This window comes from Bartonella tribocorum CIP 105476 (assembly GCF_000196435.1).
Classification (GTDB): domain Bacteria; phylum Pseudomonadota; class Alphaproteobacteria; order Rhizobiales; family Rhizobiaceae; genus Bartonella; species Bartonella tribocorum.
Genome location: NC_010161.1, coordinates 1,482,382 through 1,507,522, shown reverse-complemented (window position 1 = coordinate 1,507,522; position 25,141 = coordinate 1,482,382). Strand labels below are relative to the sequence as shown.

Annotated in this window: 25 protein-coding genes and 1 pseudogene; 24 read left to right on the top strand and 2 right to left on the bottom strand. The window is 45.4% G+C overall.

Features of this window, described 5'->3' with window-relative positions; genetic code table 11:
- The first annotated feature begins 12 nt into the window (after nucleotides 1-12).
- From BTR_RS06735 to BTR_RS06620, 24 genes are all read left to right on the top strand, one after another.
- Nucleotides 13-1,590, top strand: a complete 1,578-nt coding sequence (locus BTR_RS06735) for a DUF935 domain-containing protein (RefSeq protein WP_012231813.1) — start codon at nucleotides 13-15, stop codon at nucleotides 1,588-1,590.
- Nucleotides 1,583-2,788 carry a phage head morphogenesis protein gene (locus BTR_RS06730; protein ID WP_012231812.1) on the top strand — a complete coding sequence of 402 codons (1,206 nt, stop codon included), beginning with the start codon at nucleotides 1,583-1,585 and terminating at the stop codon, nucleotides 2,786-2,788. Before BTR_RS06735 ends, BTR_RS06730 begins: the two co-directional genes overlap by 8 nt.
- A 611-nt stretch (nucleotides 2,789-3,399) precedes the next feature.
- The gene (locus BTR_RS06725) at nucleotides 3,400-4,449 is read left to right on the top strand and encodes a phage protease (protein WP_012231811.1); all 1,050 of its coding nucleotides are present in this window, start codon (nucleotides 3,400-3,402) and stop codon (nucleotides 4,447-4,449) included.
- Entirely contained in the window at nucleotides 4,446-4,787 is a 342-nt protein-coding gene (locus BTR_RS06720) for a DUF2190 family protein (protein WP_012231810.1), read from the top strand. The genes BTR_RS06725 and BTR_RS06720 overlap by 4 nt, the downstream gene beginning before the upstream one ends.
- A 12-nt stretch (nucleotides 4,788-4,799) precedes the next feature.
- Nucleotides 4,800-5,765 carry a major capsid protein gene (locus BTR_RS06715; RefSeq protein WP_012231809.1) on the top strand — a complete coding sequence of 322 codons (966 nt, stop codon included), beginning with the start codon at nucleotides 4,800-4,802 and terminating at the stop codon, nucleotides 5,763-5,765.
- Nucleotides 5,766-5,780: 15 nt separating this feature from the next.
- Nucleotides 5,781-6,206 carry a gp436 family protein gene (locus BTR_RS06710; RefSeq protein WP_012231808.1) on the top strand — a complete coding sequence of 142 codons (426 nt, stop codon included), beginning with the start codon at nucleotides 5,781-5,783 and terminating at the stop codon, nucleotides 6,204-6,206.
- A gap of 1 nt (nucleotide 6,207) precedes the next feature.
- Nucleotides 6,208-6,702, top strand: coding sequence for a phage virion morphogenesis family protein (locus BTR_RS06705; RefSeq protein ID WP_012231807.1), 495 nt, complete (start codon nucleotides 6,208-6,210; stop codon nucleotides 6,700-6,702).
- Nucleotides 6,699-7,220, top strand: coding sequence for a hypothetical protein (locus BTR_RS06700; protein ID WP_038473602.1), 522 nt, complete (start codon nucleotides 6,699-6,701; stop codon nucleotides 7,218-7,220). The genes BTR_RS06705 and BTR_RS06700 overlap by 4 nt, the downstream gene beginning before the upstream one ends.
- A complete protein-coding gene (locus tag BTR_RS06695) occupies nucleotides 7,217-7,810 on the top strand; it encodes a phage baseplate assembly protein V (protein ID WP_012231805.1) in 594 nt (197 codons plus the stop codon). Before BTR_RS06700 ends, BTR_RS06695 begins: the two co-directional genes overlap by 4 nt.
- Before the next feature lie 12 nt (nucleotides 7,811-7,822).
- On the top strand, nucleotides 7,823-8,023 hold the full coding sequence (locus tag BTR_RS06690) for a hypothetical protein (RefSeq protein WP_012231804.1): 201 nt from the start codon (nucleotides 7,823-7,825) through the stop codon (nucleotides 8,021-8,023).
- Between the two features lie 3 nt (nucleotides 8,024-8,026).
- Nucleotides 8,027-8,413 (top strand): GPW/gp25 family protein, encoded by a 387-nt coding sequence (locus BTR_RS06685; RefSeq protein ID WP_012231803.1) that lies wholly within the window; start codon nucleotides 8,027-8,029, stop codon nucleotides 8,411-8,413.
- On the top strand, nucleotides 8,400-9,266 hold the full coding sequence (locus BTR_RS06680; protein WP_012231802.1) for a baseplate assembly protein: 867 nt from the start codon (nucleotides 8,400-8,402) through the stop codon (nucleotides 9,264-9,266). The genes BTR_RS06685 and BTR_RS06680 overlap by 14 nt, the downstream gene beginning before the upstream one ends.
- Nucleotides 9,266-10,372 (top strand): phage tail protein, encoded by a 1,107-nt coding sequence (locus BTR_RS06675; protein ID WP_012231801.1) that lies wholly within the window; start codon nucleotides 9,266-9,268, stop codon nucleotides 10,370-10,372. The genes BTR_RS06680 and BTR_RS06675 overlap by 1 nt, the downstream gene beginning before the upstream one ends.
- Before the next feature lies 1 nt (nucleotide 10,373).
- Nucleotides 10,374-13,517 carry a DUF4815 domain-containing protein gene (locus BTR_RS06670; protein ID WP_012231800.1) on the top strand — a complete coding sequence of 1,048 codons (3,144 nt, stop codon included), beginning with the start codon at nucleotides 10,374-10,376 and terminating at the stop codon, nucleotides 13,515-13,517.
- A gap of 14 nt (nucleotides 13,518-13,531) precedes the next feature.
- The gene (locus BTR_RS06665; protein WP_012231799.1) at nucleotides 13,532-14,848 is read left to right on the top strand and encodes a Bgr_08870 family protein; all 1,317 of its coding nucleotides are present in this window, start codon (nucleotides 13,532-13,534) and stop codon (nucleotides 14,846-14,848) included.
- Nucleotides 14,849-14,857: 9 nt separating this feature from the next.
- Complete coding sequence (locus BTR_RS06660) at nucleotides 14,858-15,070, top strand: hypothetical protein (RefSeq protein ID WP_012231798.1); 213 nt, start codon at nucleotides 14,858-14,860, stop codon at nucleotides 15,068-15,070.
- A 145-nt stretch (nucleotides 15,071-15,215) separates the two neighbouring features.
- A complete protein-coding gene (locus BTR_RS06655) occupies nucleotides 15,216-16,505 on the top strand; it encodes a phage tail sheath C-terminal domain-containing protein (RefSeq protein WP_012231797.1) in 1,290 nt (429 codons plus the stop codon).
- On the top strand, nucleotides 16,502-17,020 hold the full coding sequence (locus tag BTR_RS06650; protein WP_012231796.1) for a phage major tail tube protein: 519 nt from the start codon (nucleotides 16,502-16,504) through the stop codon (nucleotides 17,018-17,020). Before BTR_RS06655 ends, BTR_RS06650 begins: the two co-directional genes overlap by 4 nt.
- 9 nt (nucleotides 17,021-17,029) lie before the next feature.
- Entirely contained in the window at nucleotides 17,030-17,443 is a 414-nt protein-coding gene (locus BTR_RS06645) for a hypothetical protein (protein ID WP_012231795.1), read from the top strand.
- A 131-nt stretch (nucleotides 17,444-17,574) separates the two neighbouring features.
- Nucleotides 17,575-19,911, top strand: a complete 2,337-nt coding sequence (locus tag BTR_RS06640) for a phage tail tape measure protein (RefSeq protein WP_012231794.1) — start codon at nucleotides 17,575-17,577, stop codon at nucleotides 19,909-19,911.
- 156 nt (nucleotides 19,912-20,067) lie between these two features.
- Nucleotides 20,068-20,538, top strand: coding sequence for a phage tail protein (locus BTR_RS06635; RefSeq protein WP_012231793.1), 471 nt, complete (start codon nucleotides 20,068-20,070; stop codon nucleotides 20,536-20,538).
- Entirely contained in the window at nucleotides 20,535-20,789 is a 255-nt protein-coding gene (locus BTR_RS06630; protein WP_012231792.1) for a tail protein X, read from the top strand. Before BTR_RS06635 ends, BTR_RS06630 begins: the two co-directional genes overlap by 4 nt.
- Nucleotides 20,789-21,772: a phage late control D family protein gene (locus BTR_RS06625; protein WP_012231791.1), complete on the top strand. Its 984-nt coding sequence runs from the start codon at nucleotides 20,789-20,791 to the stop codon at nucleotides 21,770-21,772. The genes BTR_RS06630 and BTR_RS06625 overlap by 1 nt, the downstream gene beginning before the upstream one ends.
- Before the next feature lie 142 nt (nucleotides 21,773-21,914).
- Nucleotides 21,915-22,736: a DNA adenine methylase gene (locus BTR_RS06620; protein WP_012231790.1), complete on the top strand. Its 822-nt coding sequence runs from the start codon at nucleotides 21,915-21,917 to the stop codon at nucleotides 22,734-22,736.
- Nucleotides 22,737-22,877: 141 nt separating this feature from the next.
- On the opposite strand, the pseudogene BTR_RS06615 reads toward BTR_RS06620, so the two are convergent.
- Nucleotides 22,878-23,564 (bottom strand): annotated as a pseudogene (locus BTR_RS06615) (MFS transporter); the annotation flags it as partial.
- Nucleotides 23,565-23,682: 118 nt separating this feature from the next.
- Nucleotides 23,683-24,897 (bottom strand): NADP-dependent isocitrate dehydrogenase, encoded by a 1,215-nt coding sequence (locus tag BTR_RS06610; protein ID WP_012231921.1) that lies wholly within the window; start codon nucleotides 24,895-24,897, stop codon nucleotides 23,683-23,685.
- Nucleotides 24,898-25,141: the final 244 nt, after the last annotated feature.

Genomic DNA, 25,141 nt, shown 5'->3' with positions numbered 1-25,141 from the left:
TGGGATGATGAAATGGTACAACTTTTAGACCAATGGGGCAGGGCTCTTAAGATAAAGGGATTGGAACGGGAAGTTGCAAGCCCTACCATTGGGGGTGTTCGTGATGTGTGGTCACAAACTGTTGTGAGTGGTTTGACGCCTGCGCAACTTGCTGATATTTTGCAGCAGGCAGCAAGGGGGGCTCCAGAACAGTTTTTTCAACTTGCTGATGATATGGAAGAGCGCGATTTGCATTATCGTGCTGTGCTTGGCATGCGTAAAAATGCTCTCACAGGGGTGGAGCCTGGGGTGATTGCCGCAAGCAACAGTGCATTGGATAAAAAGATAGCGGATGCGGTGCGGGAAGTGATCAGTGCACCGACTTTTGTTGATGATTATGTGGCGGATTTGTTAGATGCTTTGGGAAAAGGCTATGCGGTTGTTGAAACTTTGTGGGACAAGAGTGCTAAGGAATGGTGGCCGGTTGCTTGGAAATGGCGTGACCAGCGGTTTTTTCAATTGGATCGGCGGGATGGCTTTCATTTGCGTTTAAAAGAAGAGGGGTCTTTGTATGGAAGTGAATTGCCTGCTTATAAATTTTCTATTCACAGACCCAAGCTTAAAAGCGGTTTGCCTATTCGTTCTGGACTTGCACGTCTTGCGGCTTGGGCTTTTCTCTTCAAGTCTTATACGCTGAAAGATTGGATGGCATTTTTAGAAGTTTATGGCATGCCTTTGCGTGTTGGTAAATATGGGGCAAGCTCTTCTCATGAGGAGCGGCGGGTTCTGATTCAAGCGGTACGTGATTTATCCAGTGATGCGGCGGCGATTATTCCCAAAGAGATGGAGATTGAGTTTATTGAAGCAGCAGGGGGCAGTGGCAATGCGGTTTTTGCCGCGAAGGCTGAATATTTAGATCGGCAGATTTCTAAAGGGGTATTGGGGCAAACCATGACGACAGACGATGGTTCGTCTTTTTCGCAAGCCCGCATTCATGAAAATGTACGCCATGATATTGCTAGAGCTGATGCACGCCAATTAGCCTTGACCACTAATCGTGATTTAATCGTTCCCTTTGTTGAGATTAATTTTGGACCCCAAGAGCGCACTCCGCTTGTCTATTGGCCGATTTCGGAAAATGAAGATATTAAAGCCATCAGTGATGCTTTGGAAAAACTTGTTCCTTTAGGATTGTGTGTGGGGGCGCAAGAAGTGCGCAATAAGATTGGCTTTTCGCAACCCAAAAAGGGAGAGGATGTTTTAAAGGCTCCTTCCCTTACAGCTGATGATGCCGGGCAACAAAAGGCAGATGTTTGTGCTGATTGTGGGGGTGTTGTTGATATTTCTGTGACAAGAAAGCAGGGCGAAAGAGAGCAGGGCGTGAAACATCACGACGAATTGGATCGGCTTTCTGAAGAAGCTTTAAGCGACTGGGAAGAGGATTTAGAACCCCTTTTAGAACCTTTTAAAAAGCTTGTGAGAGAGGCTAAAAGTTATGAGGATATCCTTAAAGGCTTAGATGAATTGTTGGGTGAGATGGATCATCATGCCTTGGCAGCACGCTTGGCAAAGGTGCAGATGATTGCACGTGGGTTGGGGTATCATGGATGAGGAACTTTTTAAAACGGCCCCTAAAGAGGTGACCCGTTATTTTGAAGCCAAAGCGCTTGTTCCAAGTTTTGATTGGCGGGATATAGCACCAGAAGAACATGCCTTTTCCTTTACGGTGGCAAAATCGGTAGGCTATGATATTTTAGAGGATTTTAAGCAAGCGGTTGGAGAAGCGATAAAGCATCAAGTTCCTTTTCAAGAGTTTCAAAAAAATTTAATGCCGATTTTGCAGGAAAAAGGGTGGTGGGGGAAAAAATTAGCGCGTGATCCGAAAACGGGTGAAAAGAGTGTGGTGCAATTGGGCAGCCCGCGGCGCTTAGAAACGGTTTATTGGGCCAATACCATGAGTGCGCATGCGGCAGGTGAGTGGGAGCGCACACAAAATAATAAAGAATTTTTGCCTTATCTCACCTATGCGTTGTCGAGTTCAGAACATAAGCGTTTGGAACATGAAAGTTGGGTGGGGTTTACGGCACCTGTTGATGATCCCATTTGGGATTGGCTTTATCCACCCAATGGCTGGCGGTGTAAATGCAGTGTGCGACAGGTAAGCCGTTATGAAGCAGACAATTTAGGCTATGAAGAGGGGGCAGCGCCACCCCATGTGGAGACGCGGGTTTGGCGCAATAAGCGGACGGGGCGCGTTGAAAAGATACCAAAGGGGATTGATCCTGGTTGGCATTTGAATCCTGGAAAACATCGTGCGCAAAATTTAAGCAATTTTTTGAGTGATAAAATTGACGCCATGGGGGACAATCAGAAACGCATTGCCATTGAAGATATTGTGGGCTCACCCCTTTTGGAAGCCATGTTTGAAGGACATATGCCACGTGGATTTATTCCCATTGCCCCCATGATCCAAAAGGTGCGTGATGTTTTTGCAGCGGAGGACTCTCTTATTCGCTTATCTTCAGACAGCGTAAAACATATTTTGTTAGAGCATCAAGCACGAGCTCTTCACTTGGAGGATTTTCGTGGTGCCATTCAAACACTCATTCGCCCCCATGGCGTTATCAGACGCAAAGATACGCAGGGTGTTATGTTTTTTGGTGAAAGTGGTGGGGCATGGTGGCGCTTTGTGGTCAAATGGGTAGCAAGCAAACAAGAATGGTGGTTGACCTCCATGCATAAAAAGAGCTCTAGAGAAATTGGACGCTTATTGGATGCGGCTGAAAAGAAGGATGAACGGTTGTTGTAAAGAACACCGTAAAGCTCTGTTGGCTTTGCAAAGAAGGAACTGGTGTGTGAGGAAAAATGAGAAGGCGTGGAGGGCGGTCAACTCCTCGCAGATCCGGCAAAGCCGTCCTGGTATAACTGGCTCACGCCTCGCGGGTAATCTAACAGTTTAAAAGTTTAAAAGCAATCTTTAAAAAAACGCACTTTGAGAAAAACCATGTTGGCTTTGCGGAGAAGGGTCGAGATGGGGAAAACGGGAAGGCGTGGAGGGCGGTCAACTCCTCGCAGATCCGGTAAAACCGTCCTGGCAAAACTGGCTCACGCCTCGTGGGTAATCTAACAGTTTCAACGTTCAAAAGCAATCTTTAAAAAAAAACGGCTTGAGAGAGGCTTTGTTGTGTGGAGTGATAATTTGTACCTCTCACTTCACAACGGCGCTCTATCGCCTTTGAAGTGCCTTTGAAAACGATTTTATGGGATGGTTTAGCACGGGGGTTTCTCTCACAAGGAGAATAATAGGGAAAAGAGTGCTTTTTTGAGAAATGCTCTTTTGACTGACACTGTCAGACTTATAAGGTGAAGCGGTTTCATGCATTGTATTGCCAATGACAATTGTAAAGCAATAGGCAATGTATGGAACAGGAATTTCACGAAGATCAAAAAGATGGGGATGCCCAGACATTTTATGATGAGACATTTCATGCTGCGTTAATAGATCTCTGTCCAGACGTTTTATGCCAAGACATTTCATTTGAAGACGCCACCATTAGCCAAGCGCCTGAGTGGGTAGAGTTGTTGCCCAAAGCGCCCCATGTGAAGGCACGTGATGGACGACAATGGCATTATAATCCGCAAACTATTTTAAAAGCCTTTGCAGCCAATAAAGGACCGCTTGTGATTGATTATGAGCATGGACAACATCACCGTGCGAGAAATGGCTTGGAAGCGCCGGCAAGCGGCTGGATTGAAGAATTAGCAGAGCGGGATGGTGCGATTTGGGGACGGGTTAAATGGACAGATATGGCTACCAAAAAAATTATTGCTCGAGAATATCGCTATCTTTCGCCTGAGTTTCGCCATTCCAAGAAAGGTGAAATTTTAAATTTAGCCGGTGCTGGACTGGTCAATCGTCCAGCCCTTGTGATGACGGCTTTAAGCCGTGAACAGCCCAAAATACCCCCTATAACTTTGACGGAGAAAATGATGGATTTGACAGCCATTGCCAGTGCACTATCGTTGGCAGAAGATGCTAAAGCGGATGAGGTTTTAGCAACGCTTAAAGCGCGCGAAAAGGAACGCGTGGAACTTTGCACCCAATTAAAAAAAGCGCGAGAAGATTTAGCGCTTTTGCAAGAAGAGCAAAAAAACAGTGCCATTGAGAGTCTTTTAGACAAGACCATTGAAGAGGGCAAGATTTTGCCGGCAGCCCGCGCAGAATATCGTGCGCTCTGTAGCCTTGAAGGGGGGATGGAGCATTTTAAAAGTTTGATAGAAAAATTGCCGGCGCTTGCCTCAACAAGCCCTCTAGAAGTGTGTGCCTTAGCACAAGAACCAAAGCTTGCGCCAGAAGAGGTTGCTGTTGCGGCACGTCATTATCAGGAAGAGCAGAAGAAAAAAGGCTTCGACATCACTATTAGCCAAGCGGTCGATCATATTTGTGAACAAAAGGAGCGCCCATTATGAGTACGATGATTTTGATTAAATCTTTTCGCGCTGCTGGGGAAATTTCACCTTATTGCATTGTTGCAGCACGAACTGAGGGAATGGTGGCAACGGCTTCTGGAAAGGGTGATAAATTATTAGGCACTGCCGGCTCTTTGAGTGCAAAGGCTGGTGAGATGCTTGATGTTGGTCAATGTGGCTGGGGCGAAGTGATCTGTGGGGGCAATGTTTCCTTTGGTGATTTTTTGACCTCTGACCCCAAAGGGCACGCCATAAAGGCAGAAGCAGCAGACCGCACCATTGGTATTGCCATGAGTGATGGCTCTGCTGGTGATGTTATTTCTTTTAAAATTAATTAATCGAGGCTAAAAATGAATAGACCTTTTCCCATTGATCCAACACTTACCGCCATTGCTATTGGGTATCGCAATCCAGCAGGTTCTCTTATTGGCGATAAAGTTTTGCCCCGCGTTTCTGTTTTAAGTGAGGTGTTTAAATATAGTGAGTTTCCTCTAGCGGAAAATTTTACCGTTCCTGAACTTGAGGTTGGGCGAAAAGGACGCCCGAATGTGGTAGAATTTTCTGCCTTTGAACGGGAAGCCAGTGTCAAAGATTACGGGCTTGATGATCTCATTCCCAATTCCGATATTGAGGCAGCAGCTCGCGCACGGGCAGAAAAGCGCTCTCGTTATAACCCCGAAAAGACAGCTGTGGAAGGACTTGCCAATTTGCTGGAATTGGGGCGTGAAGTGCGGGTGGCAGCGCTTGTGCAAGACAATAAAAATTATGCGCCAGAGCGGGTGATGACGCTTAAAGGCGAGGATAAGTTTAGTGATTATGAGAAATCAGACCCTTATGCTGTTTTAGATGAGGCCATGGATAAAAGTCTCATCTATACGCCCAACACCCTTGTGATGGGCAAAGTTGTTTGGTCAAAACTCAAACGCCACCCTAAAATCATCAAAGCCGTTAAAGGGGGTGGTACTGCTGATGGTTTTGTCACCAAAGCGCAATTTGCTGATCTGATGGAAATACACCCCGATCGTTTACTCATTGGTGAATCGCAAGTGAATTTAGCTCGCAAAGGGCGTACGGCGCAATTGGCGCGCGTTTGGGGCAATAAGATTGCTCTGCTTTATATTGATCCTACCAAGCAACAGGCGGATGGTTCGGTGATTAGCTGGGGCTTTAGTGCTCAATTGGGTGAGCGTATCTCTGGGGTGATCTCTGATCCAGATATTGGTTTATCGGGTGGTAAACGGGTGCGTGTGGGTGAACGGGTGTGTGAATTGGTCGCTGCAAAAGATGCCGGTGTGTTGCTGCAAGATGTTGTTTAAGGGAATCTTTAAAAGATGGCGTATGCAAGCAAAACATTGATTGAAGAGCTCTGGGGTGATGATTTCTTAAAAGACTTATGTGCTTTTGATGATGAGAATTCTGATCCAGTGCTTTTAGATCAAGCTATTGCCCTTGCTCTAAACCAAGCAAGTGGTGAGATTGATGTGCATTTGTCTCATCGCTACTGTGTCCCCATTGTTGGACAGCCGGCGGCTCTCAGCATGATTTGTGTCAATATTGCTGTTTATAATTTAGCCATACGCCATACGGCACTGACCACCACCATTGAAGATCGTTACAAACAGGCGGTTGATTTGCTGAAACGCATTGCGGAAGGCAAGGCGGGTTTGGGGGGCGATGAGCCTAAAATTATGAGCGAAGATGGTCCCGTGCGTGATGGGGCTTTTTTTACTGCTAAACCGCGTTTGATGGGAAGGTAACATGTCTGTTTCAACCCATATTGAGATTAAAGAGACAGGGCTTGAAGCGGCCTTATCCTTTTTACAAAAGGGAGCTGATAGCTCGATGGGGACTTTAGCACAAGGGGTTGGACGCCTCATTCAAGAGAGCACAAGGCGGCGGATTCAAAGTGAAAAAACCTCTCCCCAAGGAGAAAAGTGGAAAAACAATCATGCCCGTACCTCCATTCTTTTTGCCAGTGGGGCGCTCTCACGCTCCATTGATATGAAAGCTTCACCAGAAAAGGTGATGGTGGGGAGTGGGTTGGTTTATGCGCGGATTCATCAATTGGGTGGGGTTATTCGCCCCAAAAATGGCAAAACCCTTCGCTTTTTTCTGAAAAGCAGCAAAGCACAGCGTTTTGTGTGTGTGCCGCAAGTGACCATGCCGGCGCGCCCTTATTTGGGGCTTTCAGAGCAAAATAAAGTGGAAATTGTCAAAGCAGCAGAGGATTGGTTGGGAAGGATCTTTTCGTGAGTCAAATGATCAAGCAAGCAGGGCGTATTAATGCGTTTCGTGAGGCGGTGATAAAGAGCCTTAAACGCGCTTTGCCAGATGTGCGCGATTGTGCCTGTCAATTTGGACGCTTTAATTTAGAAGAGCTTGAAACACAAATGCTTGTGGCACCAGCTGTGCGTGTTGCGGTTTTAGAAAGTCGCTTAACTTCTGTGGCGTCTGGACAGCAGAGTGCGGATCTCCATTTAGGGGCTTTTATTATTACCACGGGTAAAGAGCGTGATATCCAAAGTTGGCTTTTGGCAGAAGCTATCGCGGTTTTATGCCATAGCGGACAATTGTGGGGATTGACACATTTAAGTGCCCCGCGGGATGTGTCAATTGATCCCATTATCTCTGCGGCGATTAAGCAGCGTGGTGTATCGATCAGTGTGGTGGAATGGCACCAAGATTTATATCATTTGGGACAGGATATTTTTGCTGATGCGGGACAACTCAAAGCTGGGTTGATTTATTTAGACAATGAGGTGGGGGCATGAATGATGCACATCTCTTAAGCGATACCTTTCGACAAATTATGAAGCGTCTTGATGCGCTTGAACGCTGTCTTGCCAACCAACACATGATCGGGCGGGTTGCAGAAGTTGATGGTCATAGGGTGCGGGTGAAACTTTTCTCTGAGAGTGCCAATGGACAAGCGGTTTTATCGCCTTGGCTGCAAGCACAAGAAGCGGCGGGGGCTGTTTCCAGCAATATGCCTTTCAATGTTGGTGATCCGGTGCGGTTGTTGAACCCCCATGGTGAAATTGGCTCCGCCTCTCTGGTTGTACGCGATAGCTATAGTGAGGATATGCCTAACCCCGCACGCTCGCCGCAAGAGCTTGCGCTCTGTTATGCGGGGGGCGCTTTGCGGATGACAAAAGATGAACTTATTCTCTCCCATGGAGAAAACCAAATCCATTTGAGTGCACAAGGTCTGGTGCTTTCTCATCAAGCAACCCGTGTTGCATTAACGGGCAGTGTACAGATTGAAGCAGAAGATTTGCAGCACAATCAAATTTCTGTTGGCGCAAGCCATAAACACGGCGGGGTCAAAATCGGTCCTTCCACAACCTCTTCCCCCCTTTAAAGGAGTTTTATCATGCATGAGAACACTTATGTTGTTTTAACCAATGCCGATTTTGTTGCAGGCAACCGTTCACCAGGCAAGGGTGAAGAAATCCGTTTAAGCGGTGAGGCAGCAAAATACCCTTTGCTTCTTGGTCAGATTGCTGAAAAAACAGCCCCCGTTGTTGCTGCGGCCCCAACCGTTTCTACCACAAAGACAAGCAAAGGGGCTTAAACCATGCGTTGTGGGGTGAGCGAAAAGGATGGCTCTCTCTTATATGGTTGGGATCATTGCCAACAATCACTCCATAAATGTTTAATGACAAGGATAGGAACACGGGTTTTGCGTCGCCATTATGGGTGTGATGTCAGAGAATTCCAAGATGCCAATGCTGATCCTGCAACAATCTTACGTCTTTATCAAGCCATTGCCTGCGCGCTCGATAATCCAGAATGCGGAGAGCCTGGGTTCTCATTGCAAAGGATTGATCTGACCAAAGCAACGCGCGAGGGGACATTCCACTTTGTTTTAAGGGGTGTTTTTTATCCCGATGGACATTTGGGGGATTGGTCCCATGGGCAAGAGAGGCAATTTCCTTTAGAGGTTTTTTATGGCAGAGCTTGAACATTTACCCTTTTCACAACTCCCTCTGCCACAAATTATTGAAGAGCTTTGTGTTGAAGTAATTTTAGAGCAAAAGATTGCGCGTTTGGTGGATGTTTTTGCAGCTCATCATATTCCCTATAATGTGGAAAAGACCGCTTATGACCCCGTGGTCATACAATTACAAGCGGCTGCTTATGAAGAGTTGCTGTTGCGCCAACGGATTAATGAAGTAGCGCGAGACAATTTACTGGAATTTGCGCGTGGGACAAGTTTAGACCATTTGGGAGATTTTCATGGGGTTACGCGCCTTTTAGATGAAGATGATGCGCGGTTTCGCCGCCGCATTCGCTTAAATAGGCAAGGGCATTCCACAGGGGGCACAGTGCCCCGCTACCAATATTTTGCCCTCTCCAGCGATATCCATGTCAAAGATGCTTTTGTTTATCGTGAGGGTAAAAGCCCGCTCATTCATGTGGCGCTTTTTAGTGACAGCCCATCAGGGGTGGCTGATGAGGCTTTGATTGCCAAGGTGCAAGCAGCCCTTGATGAAGAACAGGTAAAAATGACCAATGATACTCTCTTGGTCAAAAGTGCCGTGCAGCGGGTGATCGATATTTCGGCTGATCTTTGGTTGTTGCCTCATGAAGGTTTTCTTGTTTTAGAAAAGGCAGAGCAGAATTTGAGAGAAGAGTGGGCGCGTACATGGAGACTAGGGCGTGATCTCTCTTTAAGTTGGATACTCAGTCGCCTGATGGTTGAGGGTGTGCATCATGTGGAGATAACGCAACCGTGCAAGGATATTCTGGTCGCCCCTCATGAGGCGATAGCACTAGGGGAAATTGCCTTATCATTACGGGGGCACGCTTATTGATGGTCTCGTTGTTATTGCCGCCAAATTCAAGCTTGTTTGAACGCTGCCTTGCTGATGCAATGGCTGTTGATGTTCAAGTAAAAAGGGCACTCGAAGATATTTCTCGTGCCAAATTAATCACGCGCCCTCCATCTTGGTTGCCCTCTCTCATTGATGAATATGGTTTACAAGAACTCACGCCTTATTTCTCGAATTCTTATGATCTGATTGACCAAGGGCTTGCATGGCAGCGCTTGCGTGGTTCTGTTGCAGCCATTGAGTTGGGACTTCAATGGTTAGAGCTTTCTGCACACTTTACACCCGCATGGTCAGGGCGTGCATGGTGGAATTCCTTTCAACTTGATTTTGATCAATTGCCTGAACAAAGCAGCCTTGAAGCCATTGAAGCCATTGTCGACCTTTCCAAAAGCTTTCGCTCTGATTTTCGCCGTGGGACCTATGGTTATGATGTGGGAGCTATAGAAGGCGATATGTCACGCCTTGATGACAGCATGCTGGATTTTGAAAGTGGCGTGCGCTTAACAGCTCGTGACACTCTGTTTTCCTTTGGACGCACCACAGAAATTAATCACACGCTCACAAAACAAGAAGGCAAGCTTATTGGCAACTGGATTGATGACTTTGACGAGGAATTAAGCTGGAACCAAATCGATTACCCTTGGGATTTGGCAAATTTTCCTTGGTGTTCGGTTAAAAAACATGAACGCGATATCCTTATGGCAGAGTGGTTTCATGGTCGCACGCTTTATCTCGTGTTAAGAGACAGCCAAGATGGTGTGATTGGGTATCGCAGATGCTATGCTGTAGCGCCTGTCGAACAGGTTTTAGAGGGTGTTTACAACCATTGCGGAAACAGATTTAATCCCTCCCCAACAGGCACTCTGTTGTTTCTTGCTGCCCGTACAGACTTTCACGATGTTGACGGGAAACAAGCAGCTTTTGTTTCCATTCTCGTTCACGCTACCCCCGCAGAAAACATAGCGGTTGGCAAGCTTTGGTTGGAGCCTGATGAACTCAATGGCGGTGTCGAGATACTCAAAACGCCCATTAATATTCCTTTGCGTGCCGATGTTCGCGAACAATTCAAGATTTTATTGAGGTTTTAACATGAAACATGAAAGCGGACTACCCTTTGCAATTGATAGATCGGTCGGCAAAGATGAACAACAAAGCGTGGTGTTTTATGGCAGGCGCTCTTTTCTTCAAGGTGGTGAACTCAATGAAATGCAAACCATCATCAGGGGGCGTCATGACCGTTTGGGGCGCCTTGTGGCACAAGAAGGAGACCGCGTTGAACGAGCAGATGCCTTTGTCAACAAAGACACAAAGACCGTTACCTTAACGGAGGGTAAGATTTATATTGCAGGCGATATCTTTCCCGTCTCAAATGCTGTTCTCACGAATATTTCCATGATGGGGCGCGTGGAAATCGGTGTAAAGTTGCAAAAGAAATGGGTGACCTATGAGGATGATCCAGAACTGTTAGGACAAGTTACAGGGTCCTTGGCAGAAGGAGAAGGAGGTGCGGCACGCGAGGTCGCAAAACTTGTCTGGGCTCTCAAAGATGATGACCAGAAAGGGACTTTTTTTCCGGTCTATATCTTGCAAGATGGTGTTTTGATTGATCAAAAATCCCCCTCATTACTTGAACCCGCTATGCAAGCCATTGCGACGTATGATCGCTCCCATGGACACTATATCGTGGGGGGATGCCGTGTCACAGCTTTGGGGCAAGAGGGACAAAAGCAAGTGTTCAGTATTCAAGAGGGAGAAGCCAATATCAATGGTTTCAAACGCAAGCGCTTGGCTGCTTTGCGCTATGAAGAACTCGAGGACTTTTCGACAAGTGCCGTTCCTAGTGAAACCCATATTTTTGCACCTCCAAAGGGCAAGACAAGCTTTACCTTTAAAACCTATTATACCCCCATTGCCGCTGTTCATTCCCTTTTGTTGACGAAAGAAAAAACCGTGACAATCACTCGCGGTGCAGTTGCCTCCGGGCGTGATGGGGTGGCGGACAAAAGTATCACCGCTTTTATCAAAATTGTTCAAGGAACCAAGGAATTTAAAGAAGGCAAGGATTTCAAAAAAACCGGAGACACCATTGATTGGGCGCCCATGGGCGATGAACCACTCCCCGGCAGTAGTTATAAAGTGACCTATCGATACCGCGCGAGCATAAAAGCGGATAAAGTAACAGCGCAGGAAATCACCGTCTCAGGAGGGGCTGAGGGAGGTGATATCATTGTAAGCTACACTTATAAACTCCCCCGCATTGACCGTATTGGTCTCAACACAGGAGGCAATGTTGTCTATATCAAAGGCGTCTCGGCAGACCAACCCATGGCTCCCAGTGTCCCGGATGATGTGCTCTCCCTTGCTACCATTACCAACAATTGGCTTAGCACCCCCCAAGTGGCTAATGATGGCACGCGTGTTGCCCCTTATGATGAGATGTGGCGTTATTTTCAACGGGTGCTCTCTCTTGACCGCCTCATGCAATTAGAGCGCATTAAAAGCAATGTTGACTCTAAAGAGCCTGTTGCCAAAAAAGGCATGTTTGCAGACCCTTTTCTCGATGACAGTTATCGCGATGAAGGGTTTCCCCAAACAGGGGCTATTGGTCATGGCATTTTACAGCTTGCCATTGATCCAACCTTTTATACTGCCCCCCTGAACGCCCCTGTCACACTTGACTGGACCAATGAAGTGATCATTGCGCAAGAATTGACTACGGCTTGCGAAAAGATCAACCCCTATCAAAATTTTGCACCTCTCCCCGGGACTGTCTCCCTTACCCCCGCAACAGATTTTTGGCATGAACAGCGCACCGATTGGCTCTCAAGTGTCACCAATCAACTCAATATGGGATGGAATCGCGGGAGAACTATCCGTAACACGGAAGTACGTGATGACCTCATCAATGAGACTCGAGAGCAAATCGATTTTTTAAGACAAATTAAGCTGAATTTTAAGATTGAAGGCTTTGGTCGTGGTGAAATCTTGGAAAGCCTTACCTTTGATGGTGTGGATGTCTTACCCAACAGCCGCCTTGTTGCCGATAGCAAAGGCACCCTTGAAGGCATCTTTAGCATTCCTGCGAATATTACGGCTGGTACAAAGAATGTGATTGCACGAGGCAGAGGGGGCACCGTTGCAACAGGGCTTTTTACCGGTCAAGGGGTGATTGATGTAAAGGTGATGCGACGTACCACCACGGTGAAAATATGGACACAAGTAGACCCGCAAGCCCAAGTCTTTACCCCTGATGAAACACGGCAAATCACGGGGATTGATTTCCATCTTTGTAAAATAGGCAATCAAGCCCATGATCTGGTGATTGATTTGGTCACCACCGAAAACGGTTATCCGACCGCTGATATTCAAGCCCAAACATCTTATTCCATGAAGGGTGCCAAAACCGGCTGGGCTAGCGCACGCTATGATGTACCCTTAACCGTCCCTGATGACCGTCTGACCGCCTTTGTCATTAAAACCGATGATGCGGATCATTCCGTATCACTGGCTAAACTTGGGGATTTTGATAAAGACAGCCAAAGATATGTCTCAAGCCACCCCTATGTGACGGGTCCGCGCTTTTCTTCTGTCAATGCACAAAGCTGGAGCGCCCATCAAGATGAAGCATTAGCCTTTCGGGTGTTGGCTGCACGCTACAGGCAAACAGAAAAGATGGTTGATTTAGGCACCTTTGATCTTGTGGATTGTTCTGATTTGCAAGTGCGTGCAGCGGTAGAATTGCCTTCAAGCGATTGCTCTGTCATCTTTGAAATTGAACGCAACAACGGCACGGTTTACCAACTGCTACCCTTTCAATTGCTAAGCCTTAGCGAATATATCAGTGAAAAGGTCAAGCTTCGCGCCATTCTTAAAGGCACAGAGAAACTCTCTCCGGTGTTATTTGCCCCGGTTCAGTTGATTGCAGGAAAGATTCATAAAACAGCAACTTATATCACGCGGGCTTTTGCCTTTGGGGAAAAGGCAAGATTGACCAGCTATATCAAAACCTTCTTGCCGGGCGGTTCCTCTTTCACCCTCGAGATGCAACTGGATGATGGGGCGTTTGTCCCTTTGAAACTCGATGAAACAGAACAGTTATCGGAGCCTCTCTGGACAGAGCGCAAATTTATTAGTGGTGACAAAACAGCCAAACAAGCACGCCTTAAACTCACCCTTACCGGTGGACCGGCGGCGCGTTCCATGGTGTGTGATTTTGGCGCCGGCATCATATGATGGGAGAATAAGAGATGACAAAAACCAAAAAACTCGACATGGAATTGCCACAAGAAGGGCGTTTTATCAGTTCTGAATTCCCTATTTTGCGTGAAAACCTCAATAAACTTGATCAAGCGCTTGTGGCTGTTGAGGAAAAAATAGACGAAAAAGCGCCTTTACAACACACGCATACCATAAGTGAAATCACAGATCTAGAAAGCACTCTCAATGGCAAGATGGCAGCCGATAAAACTTTCTCATTTGCTGATTTAAGCGATATCGAGGGGGCAAAAGATGCAGCAAATAATTATGTTCTCTATAAATCAAGCAACAACAATTTTACCTTTGGTAGTGCTGTCTCCCTGTTAGGCGCGCACCAGCATAAAACCGAAGATATCGTGGGGCTTGATGATTTTAGAGCTAAGATTAATCAAGATCTAACAAGTTATGGGCGCCTCACAAGCCCAAATGAATGGAAAAATTACAATAAATTTACCAGCAAAGTCACCATGAGTGGTGGCTTAGAACTTTTGGATAATTCGCCGTTTAGCCTTATTCATAATGGTGAAACGGTGACAAGTTTAAGCACAACGGGAAGCACGTTGAAAGGACCGCTTAAAGTGGATGGTGATGTTGTTTATACGAAATCAGAAATAGATAAATTAATAGCTTCATTAGTCAAAAAACCGGTTGAAATTCTCATTACAGAAAGTGGTACACTTCCATTTCCCGCAGATGTCACTGATGACACAGAGGTAGAAATATGGGCATGGGGAGGTGGAGGCAGTGGAGGGACTGGAGTCCGGTTAAAAACTACTTATAACGGTCGTATCACATACACCTATTATGGTGGAGGTGGAGGCGGTGGAGGGCAATGTGTACGCGTTAAAATCAAAGGATCTCAGCTTAGAAAAGCAAAAAATATTCAAATTGGTGGTGGTGGTAAAAATGGTAATGGTGGTGCCACGATTATTGAAGGGGTTCTCATCGCCAATGGTGGGAGTATAGGCTCTAATGGTAGTGGAGTTACCGAAACAGTAGGAAAAGGAGGAAGAGGAGGTTACACAAGCATTAAAAACTTTATTTTTTCTGGCGGTGATGGTGGAGATGGCGGAAGCTACTCGGGTGGAAGTTCTCTTTTTGGAGGTGGAGGCGGCGGCGGGGGATCTAATAATGGTAATGGTGGCTGTGGTGGTGAAAGTGACAAAGGTGGTAAAGGTGGTAAAGGTGGCCATAACCAAGCTGATGCAGGTGGTGGTGGTGGCGGTTATTTTCCTGGAAAGGATGCAGCAAATTACAACAGTGGTGACGGTGGAAATGGCGCAATATTGTTGAGATTTTTTATATAGGAGTTTTTCATGAAATATGCAGTTGTTGAAAATGGTGTAGTAACGAATATTATTGTCGCATCTGAGAATTATGTCCATGCCTTTGATGGTGAAGCTATCCGCTCAAGTGAAGCACAAATCGGCTGGACTTACAAAGACGGAGTGTTCTCTCCTCCCGTGGTGGATAAAGACACAATGGCAGAGCCTAGGCATAAATCACAAGAAAAAGGTGAAGAAGCTTAGACACTCAAACAATAGTGTAATGATGCTTGATATGTTTTTAAAATCTCTTTCAAAGCCCTTTTAAAGGGCTTTTTTGACTGACAGTGTCAGACTTATGAAAGGGAGCTCTTGTTGTTATGGTCTCTCCATTGATTTGGAGAGCAAAATGGCAATAGAATTTAATCATGGTATCCGCCTCATTGAGGATGGTCAAGCTTCTCGGCCCTTAGAGATGTTTAGCCAAACCGCCCTTGGGGCGGTTGTTACAGCCCCTGATGCTGACAACCAAGTTTTTCCCCTTAACGAGCCCGTGTTGGTCTTCACCCATGAGACAGACAAAATCCAAAAGCTTGGGACACGGGGCACAGCTCTTGATGTTATCAATGCCGTGCGCGCGCAAGGGATTGAGGCACAAGTGATCCTTGTGCGGGTGGAAGAAAAGTCAACCATTGCTGAGACACAAGCTGAAATGGTGGGATCAAATACTCACTTGACCGGTGTGCATGCCTTGGCTCATGCGCGGGGGCATTTGGGGGTGGAACCTGGAATTTTACTTGCACCAGCTTATAGTGCAGGGCGCCTTGATAATGGCAAAAACCCTGTGGCAGATGCTTTGGAACAGGTGGCAGAAAAGCTACAAGCCATTGCTGTGTTTGATACGGGGGGTAAAAATACGCAAGAAAGCCTTGCCTATCGTGCAGATTTTTCCTCACGCTTTTGTTATCTGATTGATCCCTTTGTACGGGTGGCAAATCGTGAGGGAGGTGTGAGTATAAAACCCGCAAGTCCTTTTGCCGCCGCCATGTTTATCAAACGTGACAAGCAAAGGGGCGGTGTTTTCTGGTCTCCCTCCAATCAAGATGTGCATGGTATTTTAGGGACAGCACGCCCCATTAGCTATTTTGATGGGGAAATTGATCATGAGGCAAACCGTCTCAATAAAGCCGATATTGCGACCTTTATTCCCGCGCGCCTTAGTCAAAATGGGCAGGGAGAAGTAGCTTCCAATGGGCGCATTTTATGGGGCAATCATACCACCTCCAGTGATCCGCTTTGGCGTTTTGTCAATGTGGTGCGCACCCGTGCGGCACTGGAAAAAACCATCATGAACAATTTACGCCCTTGGGCTAATGATGAGAATCTCACCGGTCAACATGTTATTGCCATTACCCGCTCTTTGACCAGCTTTCTTGATGATATGATTGCACGCGGTGCACTGCTTGGTGGGCGGGTTTGGTTTGATCGGGATTTAAATTCAAACAGCAATTTACAACTTGGCAAATTGCGGGTGGAATTTGATGCAGAAGAAGTGCCCCCTCTCGAAGATTTAAGCTTTGGCAGCCGGCGCAATGGTGCTTACTTTAATCGGCTGGCGCAAGATATCCAAAAGAAAATGACATATGCTTTTGGTGATACGCTAGAGGGGTATCGCAAAGCAGCAAGGAGTGACATATGACTTTAAGAATTGTTCGTGGTTTTACCCTGATTGTTGATGATGATGTCAATCTCCATCTTGATCTTGAAACCCTCAAATTGCCTACGTTAGAAGAAATCACAGAAACCTATCAACCAGGGGGCTCTGATATGCAAATTGATGTGAGCGGTCTTGGTGTCAAAGCATTAAATTTGCAAATGAAAATCCGCAGCCACACCCCTGAAGTGATTGGTATCTTTGGTGGTCCTCCTGGTCTTCGTCATAAATTTACCGGCAAAAAACATGTGGTGTCTGAAGAAGATGGACGCGAGCATGAACATTCCATTGATGTGACAGGGCGGTTGGTCAAGGTGGATAGCGAAGGCTTAACGGCAGGAAAAGCCACAGGCTATGATTGCGAGATCAAAAATATTTGGGACTATACGGAATTTTGGGATGGTTCTGTTTTACACCGCTTTTCTTTTAAACGGGGCGGTTGGCTTGTGCGCAATGGACAAGAGATTGGTGAACGGCGCCGCTCTATTCTCAATTTATAGGAATTGATCATGACAAGTTTACAAACCAGCCTTGATGTAGAGCTCCAAGTTCCCCTTGTTTATAAGGAGAGTGATGGCAAAGAATTGACACGGCACAAATTGACCTTTTATCGCCCAAACTTCAAGCAAGCACGCCAATTAGCCGTGTTGATTGGACCGCAGTTGGCAAAGCTTGTTCTGCTTGGCTTAGAAGAGGATAAAACAACATTGAGCAATGATGTGCTCATTCTTAAAGTTTGTGAGGCATTGCTTACCCATGAGGCGATGGAAGGAATAGCCGTGCTTTTAGCCGATATGTCTCATGAATCTGTTGAACTCATTAATCGTCTTGATGTTATCGATATTATGGCAGTGTTGAAGGCATTTTTTGCTTTTTTTCCCACACGCCAATCCTCTCTGCCAGACAATTTGGAGCAGAACTAGCCCTTTATTATCACTGGGCGCCTTCAGAGATTAACCAGATGGATTGGCTTGATGTGATTGCTTATCGAGAAGAACTCGCGCGCCTTAAACAACAAGAATATGAAAGCCAAATGTTAGGATAAGATGCAATCATGGATGTTTCCCTTGTTGTGCGTTTTGTTAATCATCTGCAAGAGGGGATCGCTTCTGCCAAGCGAGACTTAAGAGCCTTTAGTTTAGATGTTGCGCATTTCCAAAACCAGACACGAAAACATTTTAAAGGGTGGTTTGACCCTGAGCATCTTAAGGAAGCCACAGCCCATGCAGAAAATGCTTTTATCCATGCGCGTGGGCGCATGGTGGGGGCGATTGCGCAAACCGCAACCTTGATTGCCCCTCTTTATAAAGCCATGCAATTTGATCAATCAATGAAGGGCTTGGAAAAGGTTCTGGATGCTCCCCTTGATCGTTTAAAAGAATTGCGCCGTTTTGCTTTGGAAACCTCTACAAAGATCCCTTTGGCTGCCCGTGAAGTCTTAGAATTGATGACCAGTGCTAGCCAAGCAGGCATTGGTGAACAAGATCTCGAGGCTTTTAGCATTTATGCGGCCAAAGCGGCTGTTGCTTTTGATATGACAGGGGATCAGATTGGGGAACGCTTTGCCAAATTGCGCAATGTCTTTAAGCTTAATCAGGAAGGTATTGAAGATCTAGGGGATGCCATCAACCATCTCTCTAACCACATGGCAGCAAAGGCCAGTGAGGTGTCTGATTTTACCAATCGTGCCACCGGTGCAGCCACTATGTTTAAGTTGACAGCGCGCGAAACCGCGGCATTTGGTACAGCGATGATTTCTGCTGGGATTGTTCCAGAGAGTGCGGCGCGTGGTTTTAATACGATGAGTGCGCGCATTCAAGCAGGAGGCAAACATATTGAAGATGCCTTTAGCAATATTGGGCTCTCACGCCAGAAATTCATGGAAGATTTGGAGAAAGATGCCACCGGTACCTTGGTGCGCTTTTTTAATGTGTTGGGCAAATCTGAACAAGGGATGCGCTCTCTGATTGCCATTGCAGGGCGGGAGTTTACCGGTGATTTTGCCAAATTGGTGGGGAACCCCCAATTGTTAGGGCAAGCTTTAGATTATGTGAAAGATCCACAAGTCTTTAAAGGCTCTGTAGAACAAGAAGCCGATAAACAAGCAACCGGTGCCATGCGGCAATTTGAACTGTTGCAAAACCGTATTGTGGCTTTAGGGATCACCATTGGTGAAGTGCTCCTGCCTCCTCTCAACAGTCTCATGGAAAGTGTTGGGGGATTTGTCAATGGTTTGATGGCGTGGGCTAATGAACACCCTGTTTTAACCGGTGTGATCATCAAAACCATTGCCGCCCTGATGGCTTTTAATATTGCTTTGCGGGTTGTACGTTTTACCATGGCGGGAACCCGCCTTGGGCTTCTTCAATTGATGGGCTCTTTTATCAAGATGAGGGTTGTGAGCCGCACGCTGAAGGCAAGTTGGCGCGGATTAGTCGCTTCAGGGCGCTCATTGGGTTTAATGGCAGCAGGGCTTGGTGGGAGTGCGCTGCGTCTTCTTCGCCCCATGACTTTACTTGTGGGGGCTTTACGGGGGATAGCCGTTTCAGGTGCGGCATTTTCTGCCTCTTTTGGCTTTATTGGGACAGTAATCGAAGTGGTTGGGGCAGCTATTGCCTCTGTTGTGGGGGGGATTTTTACCCCAATAGGGGCTCTCATTGCTGCTGTTGTGGCTGTCATATTGGCTTCTGGTTTTGCTTTGTGGAAATATTGGGATCGTTTTTCTTCTTTTGTCAAAGGTTTTGCACGGGGGATAACACGGGCTTGGGGCCAAGCCTTTGAAGCCGTCATGCGCTTTTTTGGTGCCGATACGGCAACCATCACCAAATGGAAAAATATCATTGCTGCTGCTTTTGATCTCTCTTCCCATTGGCAAAAGTTTAAACAAGGACTTTCCTCTGTTTCTCAAAGCTTTGCTGGTTTGTGGGAGGGCGTTAAACAAAGCTTTTCTAATTTTTGGGGGTGGTTGAAGCGTTTTTTTGTCCGCGAAAAGCTCACAGAGAGTGCCAAGGCTGGTATGGAACAAGCCGGCGAAGATTTAGCGAGTTGGATTGTTGATGGTTTTATGTCGTCCATCTCACAATTGATGGATTATTGTAAATCTTTACCTCACCGCATAAAGGGGTGGATTGGGTCGATTGATGTAAGAGAGTTTTTGCCAAGTTTTTTGGGGGGTAAAACGTCCATCCAACCCATAGTACAATTTGCGGGGGCTTCTCCTGTAAATTCATCTGCCAGAGAACCAAGAGACAAAGACCGTTCCCCCATCACCCACAATCAAAATGTCACAGTGCATGTTAATGGGGCGCGTGACCCCATGGCCACCGGTCGTGCGGTTGCTCATGCTTTGCAACGGGCACGCGCCAATGCGCTGCATGGTGGCACAGAATGATAAGGACGACAGAATAAGGGACAAGACAGCGTGCTGGAAAGAACACAATGAGGGGAGGGATGAAGTGCTAGGATGGCGCAATGGTAGGAGAGATGCAATGATACGTTTCGAAAGAAATGACGTGCTGGAAGGGATACAATCAATGGGAGGGCGTCTATGAGAGATCCTTTGCTGATGTTAGGTCCACATCTCTTTTATGTAGACTGGCTTAATTTCCAATCGTTTGAGGAAGAGTTCTCTGCCTCCTGGGTTTGCTTAGAGCGTTTTGGTGAGGCTCCTGGTTTGCAATTTACCGGCTATGGCAATGATCCCAAAACCATCCACGGGGTGTTGTTTCCAGAAGAGTTTGGGGACCGGGTAGCGATAGATGCCATCACCAGAACCATTCGTGCAGCCAAGCCCGTTCAGATGATTCGTTGGATGAGTGACAACGGCTATAGTGCCATTCTCCATGGATCTGTAGTGATCACCAGTGTCACGAAAGACCATGATTACATCAGTCGCTCTGGTCAATCGGGGCGTATTCGCTATGCCATTAGCTTGTTACCGTTTTTCGATGGTGGAAAACCGCAAGGACAATACCAAGAGGGATATGATCAATATTCCCAAGGAGGAGAAACGCCATGAAGATACCAGAAAAGCATCTCGTGGTAGAGCTAGAGGATATGAGTCTTGATCTAATCTGCTTTCAACATGCTATGGCTGTATTAGGAGACCGTTCTCAAGTTGGAGCGATCAAAGGTTATTGTGAAGCTACTTTGCAAGCCAATCCAGGTATTGCAGGGTATGGTGCTCTGTTGCCGCGGGGCTTAAAGGTCATTCTGCCTGAATTTTTATCATGTGAAAAGAACAGCGTGGTCAAAAGGCTATGGGATTAATGCGCACACATCCTTTTATTGAGGTGAGGGTGGGGGAGAATCTTGTCCATGAGGTTTTTTACCAGCGTCTTTTAACGGCAACCATTACCGATCATGTGGGCAATGAAGCCGATACATTTGAAGCGGAGTTTGATGATAGTGGCAATGATTTAGAGATTCCCTCCAGTAACAGCGCACTCCATGTCACCTTTGGCTATCAAAACAGCATCCGTGCCTTTATGGGGCGTTTTGTTGTTGAGTCGGTGGTGAGTATTGGGGGCAGTGATGGAGAGATTTTACGCCTTTGTGGCAAAAGTGCCTCGATGCGCAAAGAACTTAAAGAACAGGCGAGTGAACATTTTGACCACAAAACCATTGCTGAGATTGTTGAGGCCCTTGCCAAACGCCATGGTTATCAAGCAAAGGTCAGTCCACAATTTACCAAACAAACCTTGCCTTATGTGGTGCGCACCGATCAATCGGCGGTTGACTTTTTAACCCGCCTTGCGGACCGCATGCGGGCGCGTTTTTTAATCAAAGACCATAAGTTTTTATTTTTAAGCGGGGATAATTTACCAGCACTCGACATCCATAAGCATGACTGTTCCAGCTGGGAATTCACCCTAGAGCCGCGCACCCAATACGGCACCATCGAAACTTCTTATTTTGATCGCGCAAAAGGGCAACAATGCCAAGTCAAGCATCAAACAGGGTTTACTGGTCCCGTACGTCGTCTGCGCAGTTGTTATCCAAGTCAAGAAGAAGCACAAGCGGCGGCTGCCTCCGAGTCGGATCGCTTATGCCGTGCTGTAGGCAGTGGCTCCTTAACTCTTGCGGGACGCCCTGAAATCATGGCGGATCAACCGCTGCTGCTTCAAGGGTTCCGTAAAGAAATTAATGGGTCATGGAAAGCCGCTACCGTCACCCACCGCTATGAAAAACAAAGCGGTTACACAACAGAAATTACCTTTGAGGCACCAAATCAAGGAAAGGAACAAAAATAGAGGCTGGGCTGGTCACCCAGGCAACGGGAGAAAGTTTTGCGACAACCCCGTCCGATGCAACTTAACTTAACATCACAGCTACTTCTTATCACTTAAAGCAATGAGAAGACGGTTAACATAGATGAAAGAGTGTTAAAAAATAATGGATATACTTCATAAGGAAAAATTAAAATCTGTTGAACCTATTTCACCAGCTGCTGCTTATATTGGGGGCAAAAGAAGATTAGCCAAAACCATTGTCAAAATCATTGAAGATATTCCACATAGCATTTATGCCGAGCCTTTCGTTGGTATGGGTGGAATATTCTTTAGACGGAAACTGATACCATCAACTGAAATTATCAATGATTTTTCAGGAGATGTGGTGAATTTTTTTCGGGTGTTACAACGCCATTATCACCCTTTTATAGAACTGTTAGCGTTTCAAATAAGCAGCCGTGAGACGTTTGAACGCTTACAGACACAAAATCCAGAAACGCTTACGGATTTAGAACGGGCTTTGCGGTTTTTATATTTGCAGCGTTTAAGTTTTAGTGGGAAAGTAGCAGAGCGTACGTTTAGAGTTGAGACAGACCGGTGTGCACGGTTTAATCCCTTCAAACTTGAAGGTATATTAAAGCTTATTTACCGCCGTTTAGCGAGAGTTATCATTGAACATTTAGATTGGTCTGATTTTATTGTGCGTTATGACCGGCCAAATACCTTGTTTTATCTTGATCCACCTTATTTTGGTGTTGAGGATTATTATGGCAAGGACTTGTTTAAGCGGGAGGATTACCAGACGATGTCTATGCTGCTTGCACAATTAAAGGGGAAGTTTCTTCTCTCTCTCAATGATGTGCCAGAGATTCGAAAAACCTTCAGTCAATTCCATATAAAAGAGGTAAGAACAATTTATTCCTGTAATTTGTCAAATAATGCGATTCCGGCAAAGGAACTCATCATTACCAATTGTGATATTTAGGAGAAGAGAAAAAGATCTATTAAAGGGATTTAAACAATCTTTGAAAGGTCTTTGAAGACCCTTTGAGAACCTCTTAAAATCATCTAAAAGAAAATAAATTGGTACAAAACATAGTGTCAAAATATACAAAACACGCTGGCAAGCTACAGTCGACTCCATAGCTCCTCCAACAGAAATGATAAAAATCAATAAGGTGAGTGTGAGAAGTTGGAGAAGAGGGAGAGGGGATGTTGGGACATTGTTTTCATTCTTTTTGGGTAAAAATTTAAAGGCGATGAGTGAGAAGAATATAGCTAATACACCAATGATCCAAAAAGATGCTTGCCATAGACCATAATATACAGAAAGCCCCCCAATCGCTGGTCCTAATAAGGTTGATATTCCCCACATTCCGGAAATAACACTTAATGCGTGTGACCATAAAGATGGACTGAAAACGATACGTACCATGGAATAGGATAGGGATAACAAAGAACCACTTCCAAATCCTTGAATAAATCGTCCTATTAAAAATAATGGCATAGATGAAGAAATGCTGCACAGAAAAGTCCCTAGGGTAAAGATAACTCCAGAGATAACATAAGCGTTGCGAGGACCTAATTTTCCTAATATTTTCGTTGCAAGTGAAGTCCCCACAAGTGAAGCTGTAATGAAGACAGTCGCCACCCAAGAATAATATATTTCACTCCCAATATGATTCATAAGAGAGGGCAAAATAGTAATAACAATATAAACGTTAGTGGCATGCAACACCACCCCGCCCATAAACGTCAAAAAGCAAAGACCATTTTTACCCACTAAAAGCGCAGACCAGCTTTGTTTTTTCACTATTTTTGCTATTTAATAAAAACTTATCCTCTTCGTTACTTATAAAGCATTTCTTTAAATTTGCCAAGAGAAATTCAAAGCTCTAAATAGAGCTTTGAATTTTAATTTAAGTAATAACTTAATTATCCATTGCCTTTTTAAGATTTTCATCAATTTTATCGAGGAAACCTGTTGTAGAAAGCCATTTTTGTTTAGGTCCAATCAAAAGTGCGAGATCTTTAGTCATAAAACCTTCTTCGACGGTTTTAATACAAACTTCTTCCAATGTTGTGGCAAAGTTTTTTAATTTCTCATTGTTATCTAGTTTAGCACGGTGCGCTAATCCACGTGTCCATGCAAAAATAGAGGCAATGGAATTCGTTGATGTTTCCTCACCTTTTTGATGCTGGCGATAATGGCGTGTTACGGTGCCGTGTGCGGCCTCTGCTTCAACAATTTTGCCGTCTGGTGTCATGAGAACGGAAGTCATAAGACCAAGAGAACCAAAGCCTTGTGCTACAATATCAGATTGAACATCACCATCATAGTTTTTACATGCCCATACGTATCCACCGGACCACTTTAATGCAGAAGCAACCATATCATCAATGAGGCGGTGTTCGTAAGATAATTGACGGTTTTCAAATTCATCTTTGAATTCTGTATCAAATATCTCTTGAAAGATATCTTTAAAACGACCATCGTAAGTTTTTAGAATGGTATTTTTTGTTGAAAGATAAACCGGAACATTCCGCTGGAGTCCATAATTAAAAGATGCGCGGGCAAAATCACGAATTGACTCATCAAGGTTATACATCGCCATGGCAACCCCCGCGCTTGGGGCATCAAAAACTTCATGCTCAATAACTTGATTATCATCACCGACAAATTTAATACTTAATTTCCCTTTGCTTGGAAATTTAAAATCCGTTGCCTTATACTGATCACCGAAAGCGTGACGTCCGATAATAATAGGCCTTGTCCAGTTAGGAACAAGGCGAGGGACATTTTTACAGATAATAGGTTCGCGAAAAATGACTCCTCCTAAAATATTGCGGATGGTACCATTGGGTGATTTCCACATTTTTTTTAGGTTAAATTCTTTAACACGTGCTTCATCAGGTGTGATGGTGGCACACTTTATACCAACCCCATATTTTTTGATAGCATTGGCAGAATCGATCGTTACTTGATCATTGGTTGCATCACGGTTTTCGACGGAAAGATCATAATATTTGAGATCAATGTCGAGATAAGGATGGATTAATTTATCTTTGATATATTTCCAGATGATACGGGTCATTTCATCCCCATCGAGTTCAACGACGGGGTTTTCTACTTTGATCTTTGCCATTAGAAGTCCTTTTTCTTTTAAGCGATATTACTTTATAGCACTTTCAGGCTTATAATGAAAAGTAAAAACAAGGGAAAAAAGGCATGTAAATATGAATGTTAGGATATATAATCAATGGAGTGTGAAATTTTATTGCAGAGTTTAATTTTTGAAAAGAAGTGATGTGTTTACAAACCTATAATCATTATATAACTGATAAAAAGTTTGTTTAATCGATGAAGTAAGTAGATCACTAGGGGACAGA